This is a genomic window from Caballeronia sordidicola, from assembly GCF_001544455.2.
Lineage (GTDB): Bacteria > Pseudomonadota > Gammaproteobacteria > Burkholderiales > Burkholderiaceae > Caballeronia > Caballeronia sordidicola.
This window is the reverse complement of sequence record NZ_FCOC02000008.1, coordinates 134,970-150,433: the sequence shown is the minus strand read 5'-3', so window position 1 is coordinate 150,433 and position 15,464 is coordinate 134,970. Positions and strand designations below refer to the sequence as shown.

14 protein-coding genes and 1 pseudogene are annotated in these 15,464 nt (G+C 61.1%); 12 read left to right on the top strand and 3 right to left on the bottom strand.

Features of this window, described 5'->3' with window-relative positions:
* Position 1: 1 nt before the first annotated feature.
* The 9 genes and pseudogenes from pgeF (at position 2) to AWB64_RS15300 (ending at position 10,458) form a co-directional block, all read left to right on the top strand.
* A complete protein-coding gene (gene pgeF, locus AWB64_RS15340; RefSeq protein WP_060856353.1) occupies positions 2-871 on the top strand; it encodes a peptidoglycan editing factor PgeF in 870 nt (289 codons plus the stop codon).
* Between the two features lie 316 nt (positions 872-1,187).
* Positions 1,188-3,170: a class I poly(R)-hydroxyalkanoic acid synthase gene (gene phaC, locus AWB64_RS15335; protein ID WP_082850497.1), complete on the top strand. Its 1,983-nt coding sequence runs from the start codon at positions 1,188-1,190 to the stop codon at positions 3,168-3,170.
* Positions 3,171-3,396: 226 nt separating this feature from the next.
* Positions 3,397-4,578: an acetyl-CoA C-acetyltransferase gene (locus AWB64_RS15330; protein WP_060856276.1), complete on the top strand. Its 1,182-nt coding sequence runs from the start codon at positions 3,397-3,399 to the stop codon at positions 4,576-4,578.
* 64 nt (positions 4,579-4,642) lie between these two features.
* The gene (locus tag AWB64_RS15325) at positions 4,643-5,383 is read left to right on the top strand and encodes a 3-ketoacyl-ACP reductase (RefSeq protein ID WP_060856275.1); all 741 of its coding nucleotides are present in this window, start codon (positions 4,643-4,645) and stop codon (positions 5,381-5,383) included.
* 156 nt (positions 5,384-5,539) lie between these two features.
* A complete protein-coding gene (gene phaR / locus AWB64_RS15320) occupies positions 5,540-6,127 on the top strand; it encodes a polyhydroxyalkanoate synthesis repressor PhaR (protein ID WP_060856274.1) in 588 nt (195 codons plus the stop codon).
* A 287-nt stretch (positions 6,128-6,414) separates the two neighbouring features.
* Positions 6,415-7,791, top strand: coding sequence for a 30S ribosomal protein S12 methylthiotransferase RimO (gene rimO, locus AWB64_RS15315; protein ID WP_060856273.1), 1,377 nt, complete (start codon positions 6,415-6,417; stop codon positions 7,789-7,791).
* Positions 7,792-7,812: 21 nt separating this feature from the next.
* Positions 7,813-8,518, top strand: a pseudogene (locus AWB64_RS15310) (thiolase family protein).
* Positions 8,519-8,540: 22 nt separating this feature from the next.
* On the top strand, positions 8,541-9,182 hold the full coding sequence (locus AWB64_RS15305) for a hypothetical protein (RefSeq protein ID WP_244164073.1): 642 nt from the start codon (positions 8,541-8,543) through the stop codon (positions 9,180-9,182).
* A 79-nt stretch (positions 9,183-9,261) separates the two neighbouring features.
* On the top strand, positions 9,262-10,458 hold the full coding sequence (locus AWB64_RS15300; RefSeq protein WP_060856272.1) for a cystathionine beta-lyase: 1,197 nt from the start codon (positions 9,262-9,264) through the stop codon (positions 10,456-10,458).
* 31 nt (positions 10,459-10,489) lie between these two features.
* Here AWB64_RS15300 and serB read toward each other — a convergent pair whose 3' ends face one another.
* A complete protein-coding gene (serB, locus tag AWB64_RS15295) occupies positions 10,490-11,335 on the bottom strand; it encodes a phosphoserine phosphatase SerB (protein ID WP_060856350.1) in 846 nt (281 codons plus the stop codon).
* A gap of 128 nt (positions 11,336-11,463) precedes the next feature.
* Between serB and AWB64_RS15290 the strand changes: the two genes are divergently transcribed.
* Positions 11,464-12,681 carry a cytochrome P450 gene (locus AWB64_RS15290; RefSeq protein WP_060856271.1) on the top strand — a complete coding sequence of 406 codons (1,218 nt, stop codon included), beginning with the start codon at positions 11,464-11,466 and terminating at the stop codon, positions 12,679-12,681.
* 19 nt (positions 12,682-12,700) lie between these two features.
* On the opposite strand, the gene AWB64_RS15285 is transcribed toward AWB64_RS15290, so the two are convergent.
* Both AWB64_RS15285 and AWB64_RS15280 read right to left on the bottom strand, forming a co-directional pair.
* Positions 12,701-12,994 (bottom strand): BrnA antitoxin family protein, encoded by a 294-nt coding sequence (locus AWB64_RS15285; RefSeq protein WP_060856270.1) that lies wholly within the window; start codon positions 12,992-12,994, stop codon positions 12,701-12,703.
* A complete protein-coding gene (locus tag AWB64_RS15280) occupies positions 12,978-13,214 on the bottom strand; it encodes a BrnT family toxin (RefSeq protein WP_374728627.1) in 237 nt (78 codons plus the stop codon). Before AWB64_RS15280 ends, AWB64_RS15285 begins: the two co-directional genes overlap by 17 nt.
* Positions 13,215-13,582: 368 nt before the next feature.
* Between AWB64_RS15280 and AWB64_RS15275 the strand changes: the two genes are divergently transcribed.
* Complete coding sequence (locus tag AWB64_RS15275; RefSeq protein WP_060856268.1) at positions 13,583-14,599, top strand: zinc-binding alcohol dehydrogenase family protein; 1,017 nt, start codon at positions 13,583-13,585, stop codon at positions 14,597-14,599.
* A 190-nt stretch (positions 14,600-14,789) separates the two neighbouring features.
* Entirely contained in the window at positions 14,790-15,347 is a 558-nt protein-coding gene (locus AWB64_RS15270) for a DUF6013 family protein (protein ID WP_060856267.1), read from the top strand.
* The last annotated feature ends 117 nt before the right edge of the window (positions 15,348-15,464 follow it).

Below are 15,464 nucleotides of genomic sequence, written 5' to 3'. Positions count from 1 at the left end.
GATGAGCCAATCTTCCCGGGCCGCTTTCGCGGACCACGCGCCGCTTCGTCACGACGATTGTCTCTGGCCTGACTGGTCGAGCGGACCGGCGGCGGTATCGAAGCGCGTGCATGCGCTTGCGACCACGCGCAATGGCGGCGTGAGCCGGGCGCCGTTCGGCGGGGCCAACGGCCGGGGCGGCTTGAATCTTGGCTTGCACACCGGCGACGCGCCGCAAGCGGTGCTTGAAAACCGCCGCCGCGTGGTCGAGCTGACGGGGGCGCCTATTGCGTGGCTTACGCAGGTGCATGGCGTCGATATCGAAGAAGCGGGCAAGGTGATCGACCGCTGTGCGGGTTCTCCCGCATCGGAGGTCAAGGCGGACGCCGTCGTGACCGATCGCGCGGGCGCTGTGTGCGCGGTGATGGTGGCGGATTGCCTGCCGGTGCTTTTCTGCGATACCGCCGGCCGCGCGGTAGGCGCGGCTCATGCGGGGTGGCGCGGACTTGCTGGCGGTATCGTGGAAAAGACTGCGTTACGAGTGGCACGTCTCGCTAGCGCGCGCATGGAAACATTGCATGCATGGCTTGGACCGGCGATCGGACCGGCGGCTTTCGAAGTCGGCGAGGATGTGCTCGAAGCTTTCGCGAGTGCAGCCGATCCCGCGCACCGAGACGCCGTGGCCGCCGCGTTCGTTGCGCGCGAGCAAAAGGGCAAATACCTTGCCAATCTTTACGCGCTCGCGCGTCTGCGACTGGAACTGGCGGGTGTCTTGCCGCAGAACGTGCACGGCGCAACGCACTGCACGTTTAACGAAGCCGAACGGTTCTATTCGTACAGGCGGGAGCGGACAACCGGCCGCATGGCCGCGATGATCTGGCTCGCCGATTGAACTTCGCGGCGCTGCCCCGGAGCGCATGCATGGCATTTATGTTGCGCAACAAATTTCATCGGCCGATCGTTTGATTACATCGGGAAAACGATGATGAAAAAAATATCGCACTGCGTCAAAATCAAGGCGACGCATTGACACGCCTTGCACCGTGGAGCAAGAATGTTTCACAAAGCGCACGGCGTAAGCAAGGTCACATCATCGCGGTCGGACGCTCACGCGCGCGGCACTTCATTCGCGATGATTCCCGACGCGGCTCCACGTCACGCCTCTCTCAGCAACTCAGTCTTTCGGGACGCTTAGGTCAAACGCGGATATGGCTGCCTCCAGATCGTCTTCTTCATCCTCACCGGGTTCGTCGCCAGATTCGTCACGTCAGTCGGCTAAAGCCAAGGCTGCCACGGACGCTGCACCGAACTCTCCGTTTGGCATGCCAGGCGCGGATCCCGCTGGCGTGCAAAAGATGTTCGAGCAGTGGCTCAATACATGGCGCTCGGTCGCCGATCCTGCTCTGTGGCAAAAGCTTGTCGCACAAGCCAATCCGGGCCAGGGGTCGCCGGCTTCTGCAAATCCGTTCGCCACCATGAGCGCGATGCCGGGCTTTGCCGGGTTTCCGGGTTTTTCCGGCAGCAATGGCAACCTCCAGTCGATGTTCCCGCCCGTGTCCGGCATGCCCGCCATGCCGAAAATCCCGATGGCCGCCATCCCCGCACAGCGCCTGCAGGAACTGCAGTCCGGTTTCTCGCGCGACGCCACGGAACTCATGAAGCAGGCGAGTGCGCAGAGCATCGATTTGTCGGCGTTGAAGGACCGGCGTTTTAGCGGGGGCGCATGGCAATCCACGCCCGGCTTCGCGTTTGCCGCCGCATGGTATGTGCTGAACGCGCGGTATCTGCAGGAACTCGCGGAAGCGGTCGAAGGCGACGCCAGGACGCGCGAACGGATTCGCTTTGCCGTGCAGCAATGGGCGGCTGCGGCGTCGCCGAGCAACTACATTGCATTGAATCCGGATGCACAGAAGGCATTGATCGAAAGCCGTGGAGAAAGCCTGCAAAAGGGCATGATGAATCTGCTTGCCGACATGCAGCGCGGCAAGATCCAGCAAAGCGATGAATCCGGTTTCGTGGTGGGCAAGAACATCGCCACCGCGCAAGGCTCGGTCGTGTTCGAAAACGACCTGCTGCAACTGATCCAGTACACGCCGCATACCGCGACGGTTCGCGAGCGGCCGTTGTTGATCGTGCCGCCTTGCATCAACAAGTTTTATATCCTGGACTTGCAGCCGGAAGGCTCGCTCGTCGGTCATGCGCTCGACGCCGGCCATCAGGTTTTCATGATCTCGTGGCGTAATGCGGATGCGACGATCGCGCACAAGACGTGGGACGATTACATCGACGAAGGCGTGCTTACGCCTATCGATGTGGTCAAGCAGATCAGCGGGCGCGAGCAGATCAACACGCTCGGCTTCTGCGTGGGCGGCACCATGCTCGCGACCGCGCTGGCCGTGCTGGCCGCGCGCGGAGAACATCCGGCGGCGTCCATGACCTTGCTCACCGCCATGCTCGATTTCTCGGACACGGGCGTGCTGGATGTGTTTATCGATGAACAGCACGTGAAGATGCGCGAGCAGACTATCGGCGGCCAGGACGGCGCGCCTGTGGGTCTCATGCGCGGCGTCGAGTTTGCGAACACCTTCTCGTATCTGCGCCCGAACGACCTGGTGTGGAACTACGTGGTGGACAACTACCTGAAGGGCCGCACGCCGCAGGCGTTCGACCTGCTCTACTGGAACAGCGACTCCACCAATCTTCCCGGACCGATGTTCGTCTGGTATCTGCGCAACACGTATCTGGAAAATCGCCTGCGCAACCCCGGCGAACTTACGACGTGCGGCGAACCGGTGGATTTGTCGCTGATCGACGTGCCTACGTTCCTGTACGGATCGCGCGAGGATCACATCGTGCCGTGGACGGCGGCTTACGCGTCCGCGCCGTTGCTGACCGGGCCGCAGACGTTCGTGCTCGGCGCGTCGGGACATATTGCGGGCGTGATCAATCCGCCGTCCAAGAACAAGCGCAGTTTCTGGAAGCTGGACACGGACGGCAAAACCCTGCCTGACTCGTCCGATGACTGGTTCGAAGGCGCGACCGAGCATCCGGGCAGCTGGTGGACGACGTGGACCGCGTGGCTCGATGGTTACGGCGGCAAGAAAGTGAAGCCGAAGCCGGAACTCGGGTCGGAGGATTTCCCGGTGATCGAGCCGGCGCCGGGGCGGTATGTCTTGCAGCGGGATCAGTGATCGGCGTGGGAGCGGGCGAACGAGCGCGGGAAGGCCGAATGCGGACCAGACCTGATTGCAATTCGTCCGCGACGGGTCAACAGTAAGCGGGTAATGACGCAAGACCCGGATACGGTCGAGAGCGCTGCCCGCATTGCCTGATACACATCGCGTGATGCATCGAGCCGGCAAGTTGTGAGCCGGCGCACACCCGGCTATTACTTTCGATACTCATAGGGAACTGAAAATGACAGACGTAGTGATCGTATCGGCCGCACGAACGGCCGTCGGCAAATTCGGCGGGTCGCTGGCGAAGATCGCCGCGCCTGATCTTGGCGCAGTCGTGCTGCGCGCGGTGCTGGAGCGCGCCAACCTGAAACCCGAGCAGATCAGCGAAGTGATCCTCGGCCAGGTGCTGACGGCGGGTTCCGGCCAGAATCCGGCGCGCCAGGCGCTGATCAAGGCGGGCTTCCCGAACGCGGTGCCCGGCATGACCATCAACAAGGTGTGCGGCTCGGGCCTGAAGGCCGTCATGCTCGCGGCGAACGCGATCATTGCCGGCGACGCCGAGATCGTGGTCGCCGGCGGCCAGGAAAACATGAGCGCGGCGCCGCATGTGCTGCCGGGTTCGCGCGACGGTTTCCGCATGGGCGACGCCAAGCTGATCGATTCCATGATCGTCGACGGCCTGTGGGATGCGTTCAATTCCATCCACATGGGCGTCACGGCAGAAAATGTCGCGAAGGAATATGGCATTTCGCGCGCGGATCAGGACGCGTTTGCTGCGTTGTCGCAGAACAAGGCGGAAGCGGCGCAAAAATCCGGCCGTTTCGACGATGAAATCGTGCCTGTCGAGATTCCGCAACGCAAAGGCGACCCCGTGCGCTTCGCCACCGACGAATTCGTGCGTCACGGCGTGACGGCGGAATCACTGGCGTCGCTCAAACCGGCGTTTTCGAAGGAAGGCACGGTGACGGCCGCCAACGCATCCGGATTGAACGACGGCGCCGCGGCCGTGATCGTGATGTCGGCGAAGAAAGCCGATGCGCTCGGCCTGACGCCGCTCGCGCGGATCAAGGCGTACGCGAACGCGGGCGTCGATCCTAAGGTGATGGGCATGGGCCCGGTGCCGGCATCGAAGCGATGTCTCGAACGTGCCGGCTGGTCGGTGGGCGACCTCGACCTGATGGAGATCAACGAAGCTTTCGCGGCTCAGGCGCTGGCGGTGCATCAGCAAATGGGCTGGGATACATCGAAAATAAACGTGAACGGCGGCGCCATCGCCATCGGCCATCCGATTGGCGCGTCCGGTTGCCGGATTCTCGTCACGCTGCTGCACGAGATGCAAAAACGGGATGCGAAGAAGGGGCTGGCGTCGCTGTGCATTGGCGGCGGCATGGGCGTGGCGCTCGCACTCGAGCGCCCTTGAGGGAGACCGTGCGAACGAGCACGGCGCGCTGTTCCAGCGCGCATAACGATAACCGGAGCGAGCAATGACTAAACGAGTAGCGTACGTAACGGGCGGCATGGGCGGCATTGGCACGAGCATCTGCCAGCGGCTGCATAAGGACGGGTTCACGGTTGTCGCCGGCTGCGGGCCGAATTCGCCACGCCGGGTCAAATGGCTCGATGAACAAAAGGCGCTCGGCTACGACTTCATTGCCTCCGAGGGCAACGTGGGCGACTGGGAGTCGACCAAGAACGCCTTCGACAAGGTCAAGGCCGAAGTCGGCGAGATCGACGTGCTGGTGAACAACGCCGGCATCACGCGGGACGTCGTGTTCCGCAAGATGACCCACGAAGACTGGACGGCGGTCATCGATACCAACCTGACGAGTCTCTTCAACGTGACCAAGCAGGTGATCGACGGCATGGTCGAGCGTGGGTTCGGGCGCATCATCAATATTTCGTCGGTGAACGGTCAGAAAGGGCAGTTCGGCCAGACGAACTATTCGACGGCGAAGGCCGGCATTCACGGCTTCACCATGGCGCTGGCGCAAGAAGTTGCGACCAAGGGCGTGACGGTCAATACCATTTCGCCGGGGTATATCGGCACCGACATGGTGAAGTCGATCCGTCCGGACGTGCTGGAGAAAATCGTCGCGACCATTCCTGTACGCCGGCTCGGCCGGCCGGAGGAAATCGGGTCGATCGTGGCGTGGCTGGCATCGGAGGAATCGGGTTTCTCGACCGGCGCCGACTTCTCGCTGAATGGCGGCCTGCATATGGGCTGAGGGCGCGAGGGCGCTCCGGGCGGCGTGAAAGATCAGGGAGACCTTTCTGCGCCGTTGCCCGTGACCCTCGGCGCCCACTACGAACCGGTGGCTTCCGTTGCTGGAAGCACATGAAGTCCGCCGGCACAGTTCGAGTTTTGCGTTTAAAGGCGTTACATGACCACTACAAAGAAATCCGCCGAACGGCTCATAAAAAAATATCCGAATCGCCGGCTCTACGATACCGAAACCAGCACCTACATCACGCTTTCCGACGTCAAGCAGCTCGTGCTCGACCAGGAAGACTTCAAGGTGATGGACGCCAAGTCGTCCGAGGATCTGACGCGCAGCATCTTGCTGCAGATCATTCTGGAGGAGGAGAGTGGCGGGCTGCCGATGTTTTCATCGGTCATGCTTTCGCAGATCATTCGTTTCTACGGCAACGCCATGCAGGGGATGATGGGCACGTATCTGGAAAAGAACATCCAGGCGTTCATCGATATCCAGCACAAGCTCACCGACCAGTCGAAGGGCCTGATCGAAGGCGGCAATGGCACGCAGTTGAACCCGGAAGTGTGGTCGCAGTTCATGAACATGCAGGCGCCCATGATGCAGGGGATGATGACGAGCTATATCGAGCAATCGAAGAACATGTTCGTGCAGATGCAGGAGCAGATGCAGAACCAGGCGAAATCGATGTTCAGCACGTTTCCGTTTCCAAATCCGAATCCAACGGGGACGGGTGGCCCGGGGGAGAAAAAGTAGGGGTGGACGGGTTGGCTCCGCCAGGCTGTCGACCCGTCAACTCCGCCTTGCCCGTTCCACGCCATTCCTCCCCATCCGCCTCACGGTACAATACCGCTTTGCAGCGCAGCGCCCACGGCGAATAGTCGCCCTGTGGCGGATGCCGCGCCGGTTATTGCCTCTCCAAGCGTCTTTTGTCCTGCTTTTCAGCGGTGACGCTCACGGCAGCTCGCGCGCCGCTGCGCTCGTTAGCTTCGTGCCCGCCGGCTCGCCCAAGCCACGCGGCACTCACATCGCCAGAACACACTATGTCCCTGATCACCACGCCCACAGCCCCCAAAGTGGGGTTCGTAAGCCTTGGATGCCCGAAAGCCCTGGTCGACTCCGAACAGATCATCACGCAACTGCGCGCTGAAGGTTACGAAATTTCGAGCTCCTACGACGGCGCTGATCTCGTCGTCGTGAACACCTGCGGTTTTATCGATGAAGCCGTGCAGGAAAGCCTCGACGCCATCGGCGAAGCGCTGCACGAAAACGGCAAGGTGATCGTGACCGGTTGTCTCGGAGCGAAAAAAAGTGCCAGCGGGACGGGCCTGATCGAGGAAGTGCATCCGAAAGTGCTGGCGGTGACCGGTCCGCATGCAACTGCCGAAGTCATGATCCACGTGCATCAGCATTTGCCCAAGCCGCACGATCCGTTCGTCGATCTCGTGCCGCCCGCCGGCATCAAGCTCACGCCGCGCCATTATGCGTATCTGAAGATATCGGAAGGCTGTAATCATCGCTGCACGTTCTGCATCATCCCGTCGATGCGCGGCGATCTGGTCTCGCGTCCCATCGCCGACGTGATGCTCGAAGCCGAAAACCTGTTCAAATCCGGCGTCAAGGAATTGCTCGTGATCTCGCAGGACACGAGCGCATATGGCGTCGATGTCAAATACCGCACCGGTTTCTGGAACGGCAAGCCGGTCAAGACGCGCATGACCGATCTCGTCGGCGCGCTTGGCGAACTGGCGGCGCAGTACGGCGCATGGGTGCGCCTGCACTACGTTTATCCGTATCCGAGCGTGGACGAGGTCATTCCGCTGATGGCCGAAGGTCCGCTCAAAGGCCACGTGCTGCCGTATCTCGATGTGCCATTCCAGCACGCGCATCCTGAAGTGCTCAAGCGCATGAAACGCCCGGCGAACGCCGAAAAGGTGCTCGAACGCGTGCAGAAATGGCGCGCCATGTGTCCGGATCTGACGATCCGCAGCACGTTCATCGCGGGCTTTCCTGGTGAGACGGAAGAGCAGTTTCAAACCTTGCTGGACTTTATTCGTATCGCCGACCTGGATCGTGTGGGCTGTTTCGCCTATTCACCGGTCGAAGGTGCAACGGCGAACGAACTCGATGGCGGGTTGCCCGACGAAGTCCGCGAAGAACGCCGCGCGCGGTTCATGGAACTGGCCGAGGAGTTGTCGGCCGCGCGCATGAAGCGCAAGGTGGGCAAGACGCTGAAAGTGCTGGTCGATGAAATCAGCGTCGAGGGTGGCGTCGGACGTACCGCGGCGGACGCGCCCGAGATCGACGGCGTGGTGTATATCGAGCCGGCGAAGAAGGCGTCCAAACGCTACAAGGCGGGCGACTTCGTTTCGGTGAAGATCACCGGCGCCGACGGCCATGACCTGTGGGGCGAAGTTTAAAAAGCGGATCAAGGAGCTTTCATGACGCAGCGTGAAGTGGTGGTGGTGAGCGGTGTGCGCACTGCAATCGGCGATTTCGGCGGCGCGTTGAAGGACTTCAGTCCGACCGATCTCGGCGCGCGCGTGGTGCGCGAGGTTTTATCGCGGGCGGATTTGTCCGGGGACGACGTCGGTCACGTCGTGTTCGGCAACGTGATCCAGACCGAACCGAAGGACATGTATCTCGCGCGTGTCGCGGCGCTGAACGGCGGCGTGACGCAACATGCGCCGGCGTTGACCGTCAACCGTTTGTGCGGCTCGGGGTTGCAGGCGATCGTGTCCGCGGCGCAATCCATCCTGCTTGGCGATACGGATATCGCAATTGGCGGCGGCGCGGAAAGCATGAGCCGCGCGCCGTATCTTGCGCCCGCCGCGCGTTTCGGCCAGCGCATGGGCGACGCCCGTCTTGTCGACATGATGCTCGGCGCGCTGCACGATCCCTTCGATTCCATCCAATGAAGCGTTCGCGGCGCAAGCTTGCGCGGTATCGAAGGAACTGGCGCTCGATCAGGCATTGGTGAACCCGAACGGTTCTGGCATTTCCCTGGGTCATCCGATTGGCGCGACAGGCGCGTTGATCACCGTGAAAGCGTTGTACGAACTCCAGCGCACGGGCGGACGATATGCGCTCGTGACGATGTGTATTGGCGGCGGGCAGGGTATCGCGGCAATTTTCGAACGTGCATGAGAAACCAGGCAGAGATCATTCGATGACGCAATTGAAAGTGGCGGCAGTGGCGATGGCAGCGCTGGTGCTCGCCGGATGTAATTCGGCCATGCCGCCCGATGGCTCGCGCCCGGTCGCGGCGGCGCGTGCCGCGAGCACGCCGGGCGATCTTGGCCTGCGCGCGCCGGGAACGTCGGAGGCTATCGAAACGCTGGCGTTGCCGCCCGCCAAACCTTTGACGCCCGATCCCGCGTTCGCGCGGTTTCCGGTGTACGTTGGCACGCTCGGCGACAGGCAGATCGAGATGAAACTCGGTGCTAAGACCGACGAAGCGTCGGGCGTGCACGGTGAATACCGGTTTGCGGGAAGTGCGACGGTAATCGTGGTGGCGGGTGACCGTGACGGCGATACGCTCGAGATCGAAGAATCGACCGACGGCACGCACATTACCGGGAACTGGGTCGGCAAGTTCGCGGCCGATGGCAGCGTGTCCGGCGAGCGCATGAATGCCGACGATTCCAATCCCGTGCCGTTTGAACTCAAGCCTGTCGGCGCGGGATTGCCGCCCGCTCGCGCGAGTGGCGCGCTTGCGCCGCAAGCGCCGCAGTCCGCCGCGCCATCGCTCGAACCTGCACCGCCGCGCAATGCGGTGGGCGGAGTGAGCAATGTGATCATGGGCGAGTAAGTGCGTTTAAACCTCCCCCGTTCCGCATGACATTTTTTCTTATGGCTCCGCTCATGGAGCCCGATAAGCAGGACATTTCATGACCGATTCCAGCCATTCGTCGAAAGAACGCAGCTTGCAGACCCGCATCGTCCATCCCGAGGACAAACTCACGCCCGGTTTCCAGTCGTTTTCCGTCCCGGTGGCGCGTGCATCGACGGTCGTGTTCCCGGATCTCGCCACCATGCGCGCGCTCGTCTGGCACGACGACAGTCAGTGGCGCTACGGATTGCACGCCACGCCTACGTCGCTTGCTCTCGCGCAGCGGCTCGCGGTGATCGAAGGCGGCCAGCACGCGCTGTTGCAGCCGTCGGGGTTATCGGCGATATCGAATGTGTACTTCGCGCTCGTCAAGTCCGGCGATCACGTGCTGATTCCCGATAACGCATACTCGCCCAATCGCGAGCACGCGGACTGGCTCGCCGAGGATTTCGGCCTGGAAGTGACGTATTACGATCCGTTGATCGGCGCGGGCATCGAAGCGTTGATCCAGCCGAACACTAAGCTGATCTGGCTGGAAGCGCCGGGTTCGGTGACCATGGAAGTGCAGGACGTGCCGGCAATCACGCAGATCGCGCGTTCGCACCAGGTGCTGAGTGCTATCGACAACACGTATTCGGCGGGTCTTGCGTTCAAGCCGTTCGAACACGGCGTCGATATTTCGGTGCAGGCGTTGACGAAGTATCAGTCGGGCGGCAGCGACATTTTGATGGGCGCCATCATCACCGCCGATAAAAACCTTCACGCGCGTCTCAAACGTGCACGCATGCGCATGGGGCTTGGCGTGTCGTCGGACGATTGTTCGCTCGTGCTGCGAAGTTTGCCGAGCATGAAGATTCGCTTTGACGCGCATGACCGGACCGCGCTTTCGCTCGCGCGCTGGCTGAAGACGCGGCCGGAAATTACCACGGTGTTGCATCCGGCTTTGCCGGATTGTCCGGGACACATGTTCTTTGAACGCGACTTCACGGGCGCAGGCGGCCTATTTTCGATGGTCTTCGACAAACGCTATAGCCCGGCGCAAATCGACACATTCGTCGAGGCGCTCGAAAACTTCGCGATTGGCTGGAGCTGGGGCGGCGCGAACAGTCTCGCCATGCCGTACAACATCAAGTCGATGCGCACCGCCAATGTATGGCCGCACGAGGGCGTGCTGGTGCGCTTGTATATTGGTCTGGAAGACGAAGCGGATCTGCGCGCGGACCTGGAGCGGGCGCTGGATGGGCTGAGCGGCTGAAACGTTTTAAAGGTGGCCTGTAAAACCGCCTTTAAAATAGCTTCAACAATCCGTCCAGTCCTACAAAGTTCAACGCCAGCGTCGCTGCTTCCCGCACGACCGGCTTCGCCCGGAACGCCACCGATAACCCCGCCTCCGCCATCATCTTCAGATCGTTCGAACCATCGCCCATGGCGATGGTTCGCCCCGGATCGATGCCTAGCTGAGCGCAGGTTTCGCGCAACGTGCGTGCTTTCACCTCGGCGTTGACGATCTCGCCAATCACCTTGCCGGTCAGTTTCCCATCGACGATTTCGAGCGTGTTCGCGCGCGTGAAATCGAGTCCGAGGCGTGCTTTCAATTTTTCGGTGAAGAACGTGAATCCGCCGGAAACCAGCAGCGTTTTCAGACCGGCGGCGCGGACCTCGGCGAGCATTGTTTCCGCCCCCGGCGACAGACGCAGCCGTTCCTCGTACACGCGTTCGAGCGCGCTTGCATCAAGTCCCTTCAGCAGCGCGACGCGACGCGTCAGGCTTTCGTTGAAGTCCTTGATTTCGCCACGCATCGATGCTTCTGTGATCGCCGCGACTTCCGCCTTCAGGCCGCAAAAGTCCGCGATTTCGTCGATGCATTCAATCGTGATCAGCGTCGAATCCATGTCCATTGCAACGAGACCGAAGTCGGCAAGGCGCGCGCCTGGCGCCATGAACGCGTAGTCCAGCCGATGCGTGCCGCAATACGCATCGATGTCCGGCCGTTGCAGCGGATCAGCGCCGCTTAACTTAAGCACCGTGCCATCCGCTGCCGCACGTTCCGTTTGCCGCGAGCGGGCGAGGGCGGCGAGCGGTTTCAGATGGGTATCGGCAATCGGTTCCAGGCTTTGGATGACAAGGTTCATGACGGGCGGCGAAAGAGTTTGACGAGAGGAAAACGCGCGAAAGACCGACATTGTAATGGTCCCGACCGATGGCGGATGCACGCGCAGCGCCGTTATCATCAACGTCGGAATATAGACCGGAGACCCGCATGACCCCGACCGAACGCGCGCGTGCCTTCGACCTTCGCCAGCTCGACGCTGCGTTCTACGCCGATCCGTATCCGGTCTACGACGCGTTGCGCGCCGCCGAGCCAATCAGGAAAATGCCCGACGGTTCGCTCTTTCTCACGCGATACAAGGACGTACAGGCCGTCTATCGCGATCCGAAGACCTTCAGCTCGGACAAGACTGTGGAGTTTGGTCCGAAGTACGGCGTTGACACACCGCTTTTCGCGCACCACACGACCAGCCTCGTCTTCAACGACCCGCCGCGCCACGCGCGCGTGCGCAAGCTCATTTCAGGCGCGCTGACAGCACGCGCGATCGCCGCGATGGAACCCGGCCTCGTGCGCCTGGTGGATGGCTTGCTCGACCGGGCGGCCGCGCGCGGCGAAATAGACCTGATCGATGGGTTTGCATCGGCGATTCCAGTCGAGGTGATCGGCAATCTGCTCAATGTGCCTCACGACGAACGTGCACCGCTGCGCGAATGGTCGCTCGCGATTCTCGGCGCGCTCGAACCGGCGCTCACGGCGCAGCAGCATGAAACGGGAAACCGCGCGGTGACGGAGTTCATCGATTACCTCGTGACACTGGTCGCGCGCCGACGCGAAAAACCAGGTGATCCGCAGCATGATGTTCTGACTCGGCTCATTCAAAGCGAGTCTGACGGAGAGCGGCTGAATGAGGCGGAACTGCTGCACAACTGCATCTTTATCCTGAACGGCGGTCACGAAACGACTACCAACCTGATTGGTAACGGCATCGTCTTGCTCGCGCAATGGCCGGAGCAACGCGCGCGCCTCCTTGCTCAGCCAGCGCTGATAGAAAGCGCAATCGAGGAATGCCTGCGTTACGAGAGTTCAAATCAGCTAGGTAACCGGATAGCAACCGTGGACACACAGATTGCGGACGTTGCGGTGGCGCGCGGGACGCCCGTGACGCTTTGCATTGGCGCGGCGAACCGCGACCCCGAGCAATTCGATCACGCCGATAAGTTCGATATCACCCGAGCGCCGAACCGGCACCTCGCGTTTGGATTCGGCATTCACCAGTGTGCGGGGTTATCGTTGGCGCGTCTTGAAGCCCGGATTGCGATCGGGCGATTCGTGGCGCGCTTTCCTGCGTATGGGCTGGCTAGTGAACCATCACGCGCTGCCCGCGCGCGATTTCGAGGATTCGTGACGGCGCGGGTACGTGTGGAATGACGGGATGGGCGGCACGTTTTCAGCGCATCAACCCGTGAGACTTCGCGTAGTGACGCAACGCGGCGTTCATGCGCGTTTGCCAGCCATCTCCCTGCGCTTTGTACGCGTCGACCACGTCTGGATCGATGCGCAGCTTGACAGGCAGTTTCGGATTTTCGAGCTTCGGCCGTCCGCGCGGACGCATCAGTTCCCGGGCGCGTTCCTGTCCATATAGCTCCGGCAACACCTCGGCAGCGGGACGCGCCTGGGCGAATTCCGCGTCGGTCCATTCCGGGTTGTCGTCCAGCGCTTCTGTCTTACTGTGCTTGTTCATATCTCTTGATCTCACGTATGTTCGCTTTTCGCAGGCTGATGACGTGCATTTTGTTGCCCCGCGGTGTGAATACCAGCATGTGAAGCCGGGCTTCGATCAAACCGAGCGCCTGAAAACGCCGCTCTTCATAACCCTTCCGGGTGTCTTCGACAATCAGCGCACTCGACATGTCCAGGTCGCGTACCGCCTCGAAGGACAAACCACGGTCCCGGATATTCATCTCATTCTTCAACGCGTTGTATGAGATCGGCATTAATAATGTACCCCCAAAAAACGGATTGTACAAGGCTTATTTTGTACACCCGTAAATAGTGAATCGTGCTATTCAAAAATCGGTTTCGCGGTCGGTGCATTCAGATAATCAAACCAGCCGAGACGCTCAAAAATAAGCAAACTCCTATTTCTATTCTTTCGAGATGAACTCCTGACTTGTCCTATGCGCATCGGTCAGGAATGTCTGGTAGCTTTGACGATTTTCGTGCTCTGGCTGAAGATGTTTTATTGATTACCGTGGTTCTCTGCGAAGCTGCATTTCAATAAGATGGGTTCATGCCTTGCAGTCCATGCTCAACCTTGAAGGAGCTACCCATGAAAGCCGTTGCCCTGACTCGTTACCTTCCAATTTCCAATCCCGAATCGCTGACGGATGTCGAGATCGACAAACCCGCGCCAACCGGTCACGACCTGCTGGTGAAAGTTGAAGCGATCGGCGTAAATCCCGTCGATACAAAAGTCCGTGCGCCCAAGGACAAGGTTGAAGAGTCGTCGCGCGTGCTGGGCTGGGATGCATCGGGCACGGTGGAAGCGGTTGGCCCGGACGTCACGCTTTTCAAGGTCGGCGACCAGGTGTTCTATGCGGGCAGCATCACGCGGCCCGGCACGAACAGCGAATTCCATCTCGTCGATGAACGCATCGTTGGCAAGAAGCCGGCGTCGCTTGATTTCTCGCATGCCGCCGCTTTGCCGCTTACCACCATCACTGCCTGGGAAGCGCTGTTCGACCGGCTTGGGGTATCGGCGCAAGGGCAGGATGCGGGCAAGTCCGTGCTGATCGTGGGCGGCGCGGGCGGCGTGGGTTCCATCGGCATTCAGCTTGCGAAGAAAGTGGCGAAGCTGAAGGTGATCGCAACCGCGTCGCGGCCGGAATCGGCGAAATGGGCGACGGAACTGGGCGCGGATCACATCGTGGATCATTTCGGCGACATGCCGAAGCAATTGAAAGACGCCGGCTTCGAGCAAGTGGACTACGTGCTCATCTTTAACGATACCGACAAGCATTTCCCGGCCGCCGCCGCGGTCATCGCGCCGCAAGGCGGTATTTGCACGATCGTGGAAAACAGCAAGCCGATTGCGGTCGAATTGCTGAAGGCAAAGAGCGCTGCGTTCCACTGGGAATTCATGTTCACGCGCGCCATGTTCGGTACGCCGGACATGATCGAACAGCACAAGCTGCTGACGGAAGTGGCGCGACTGATCGACGCAGGCACGATCAAGACGACGCTCGGCCGTGATCTCGGCAAGATCAACGCGGCGAACCTGCGCGAGGCGCATCGCCTTCTGGAAGAAGGGCGCGCGATCGGCAAGCTGGTGCTGACGGGCTTCTGATTCGCCGCCTGAACCGATGCGCTGTTGCGTTGCACGCCGAGTGCGCCGCGGGTTTCCCATGAGAAGCCCGCAGTGCGCGTCGCGCTAGACTGGACGCGCCTTGCGCGCGGTCCGAGCTTCCTCGGGCGCCGTTCCTGGTCTCTCCGGGATTCGTGCTTTTCGCGTGACGGCTGCAAACGGAGGGCAACGCATGATCGATCGTCTGGATTTCGTTCGGTTTCACCGGGTTGCCAGCGTGGCCCTGGCGCTGGGCTTTCTTGCTTCGTCGGCGCATGCGACGCCGGGCATCAAGGTGATGTCGGAAGTCGCCAACGACGGCCCGATCAAATACACGGTCAAGATGGTGTCGAAGGCGTGGGGCAACGAGCAGGAAACGCGCACGATCCGCTCCGGACAGACCGATGACTTCACGTGGCAAAGCAAACCTGCCGGCGGTGCGCAAAACGTCCCGGATACATGCCCGGACGTGGGCTCCATCCGCAACGCCATTGGTGTGACGGTGCGCCAAGTGAAGATCCGCTTTTCCGCGGTGATTGCCAGTAACGGCGACGCCGATGTCCAGTTGAACTTCCAGGGCCACGCGCCGCGCGCGGCGACAACAGTCACGGTAGCGGGCAAGAAACTGCAATGCCCCACCGACAATTCCTTCAGCCAGATGGTGCATTTCACGATGCCCACCGGCGGTGCGGAAAAATCGCTGACGCTCAGCGACGGTACAAGGCTCACCGTCAGCGCGAGCCGCAAGTAAAACTCCGGCTCGCAGCGTTTTCCATCTGGCACGTTTTCTGCGACGCAATGACGGTCCGCGCTCCTTGCGCGGTTCATGAACCGTCGACTGCAACGCCGATACCAGCCAGAAGGTCAC

Excerpts from the sequence above, each read along its gene's own strand:
- rimO (WP_060856273.1), top strand. The coding sequence starts at position 6,415 with ATGTCCCTGATCACCACGCCCACAGCCCCCAAAGTGGGGTTCGTAAGC.
- AWB64_RS15270 (WP_060856267.1), top strand. The coding sequence starts at position 14,790 with ATGATCGATCGTCTGGATTTCGTTCGGTTTCACCGGGTTGCCAGCGTG.
- AWB64_RS15280 (WP_374728627.1), bottom strand. The coding sequence starts at position 13,214 with ATGAATATCCGGGACCGTGGTTTGTCCTTCGAGGCGGTACGCGACCTG.
- AWB64_RS15290 (WP_060856271.1), top strand. The coding sequence starts at position 11,464 with ATGACCCCGACCGAACGCGCGCGTGCCTTCGACCTTCGCCAGCTCGAC.
- pgeF (WP_060856353.1), top strand. The coding sequence starts at position 2 with ATGAGCCAATCTTCCCGGGCCGCTTTCGCGGACCACGCGCCGCTTCGT.
- serB (WP_060856350.1), bottom strand. The coding sequence starts at position 11,335 with ATGAACCTTGTCATCCAAAGCCTGGAACCGATTGCCGATACCCATCTG.
- AWB64_RS15330 (WP_060856276.1), top strand. The coding sequence starts at position 3,397 with ATGACAGACGTAGTGATCGTATCGGCCGCACGAACGGCCGTCGGCAAA.
- phaC (WP_082850497.1), top strand. The coding sequence starts at position 1,188 with ATGGCTGCCTCCAGATCGTCTTCTTCATCCTCACCGGGTTCGTCGCCA.
- AWB64_RS15305 (WP_244164073.1), top strand. The coding sequence starts at position 8,541 with ATGACGCAATTGAAAGTGGCGGCAGTGGCGATGGCAGCGCTGGTGCTC.
- AWB64_RS15275 (WP_060856268.1), top strand. The coding sequence starts at position 13,583 with ATGAAAGCCGTTGCCCTGACTCGTTACCTTCCAATTTCCAATCCCGAA.
- AWB64_RS15285 (WP_060856270.1), bottom strand. The coding sequence starts at position 12,994 with ATGAACAAGCACAGTAAGACAGAAGCGCTGGACGACAACCCGGAATGG.
- AWB64_RS15325 (WP_060856275.1), top strand. The coding sequence starts at position 4,643 with ATGACTAAACGAGTAGCGTACGTAACGGGCGGCATGGGCGGCATTGGC.
- AWB64_RS15300 (WP_060856272.1), top strand. The coding sequence starts at position 9,262 with ATGACCGATTCCAGCCATTCGTCGAAAGAACGCAGCTTGCAGACCCGC.
- phaR (WP_060856274.1), top strand. The coding sequence starts at position 5,540 with ATGACCACTACAAAGAAATCCGCCGAACGGCTCATAAAAAAATATCCG.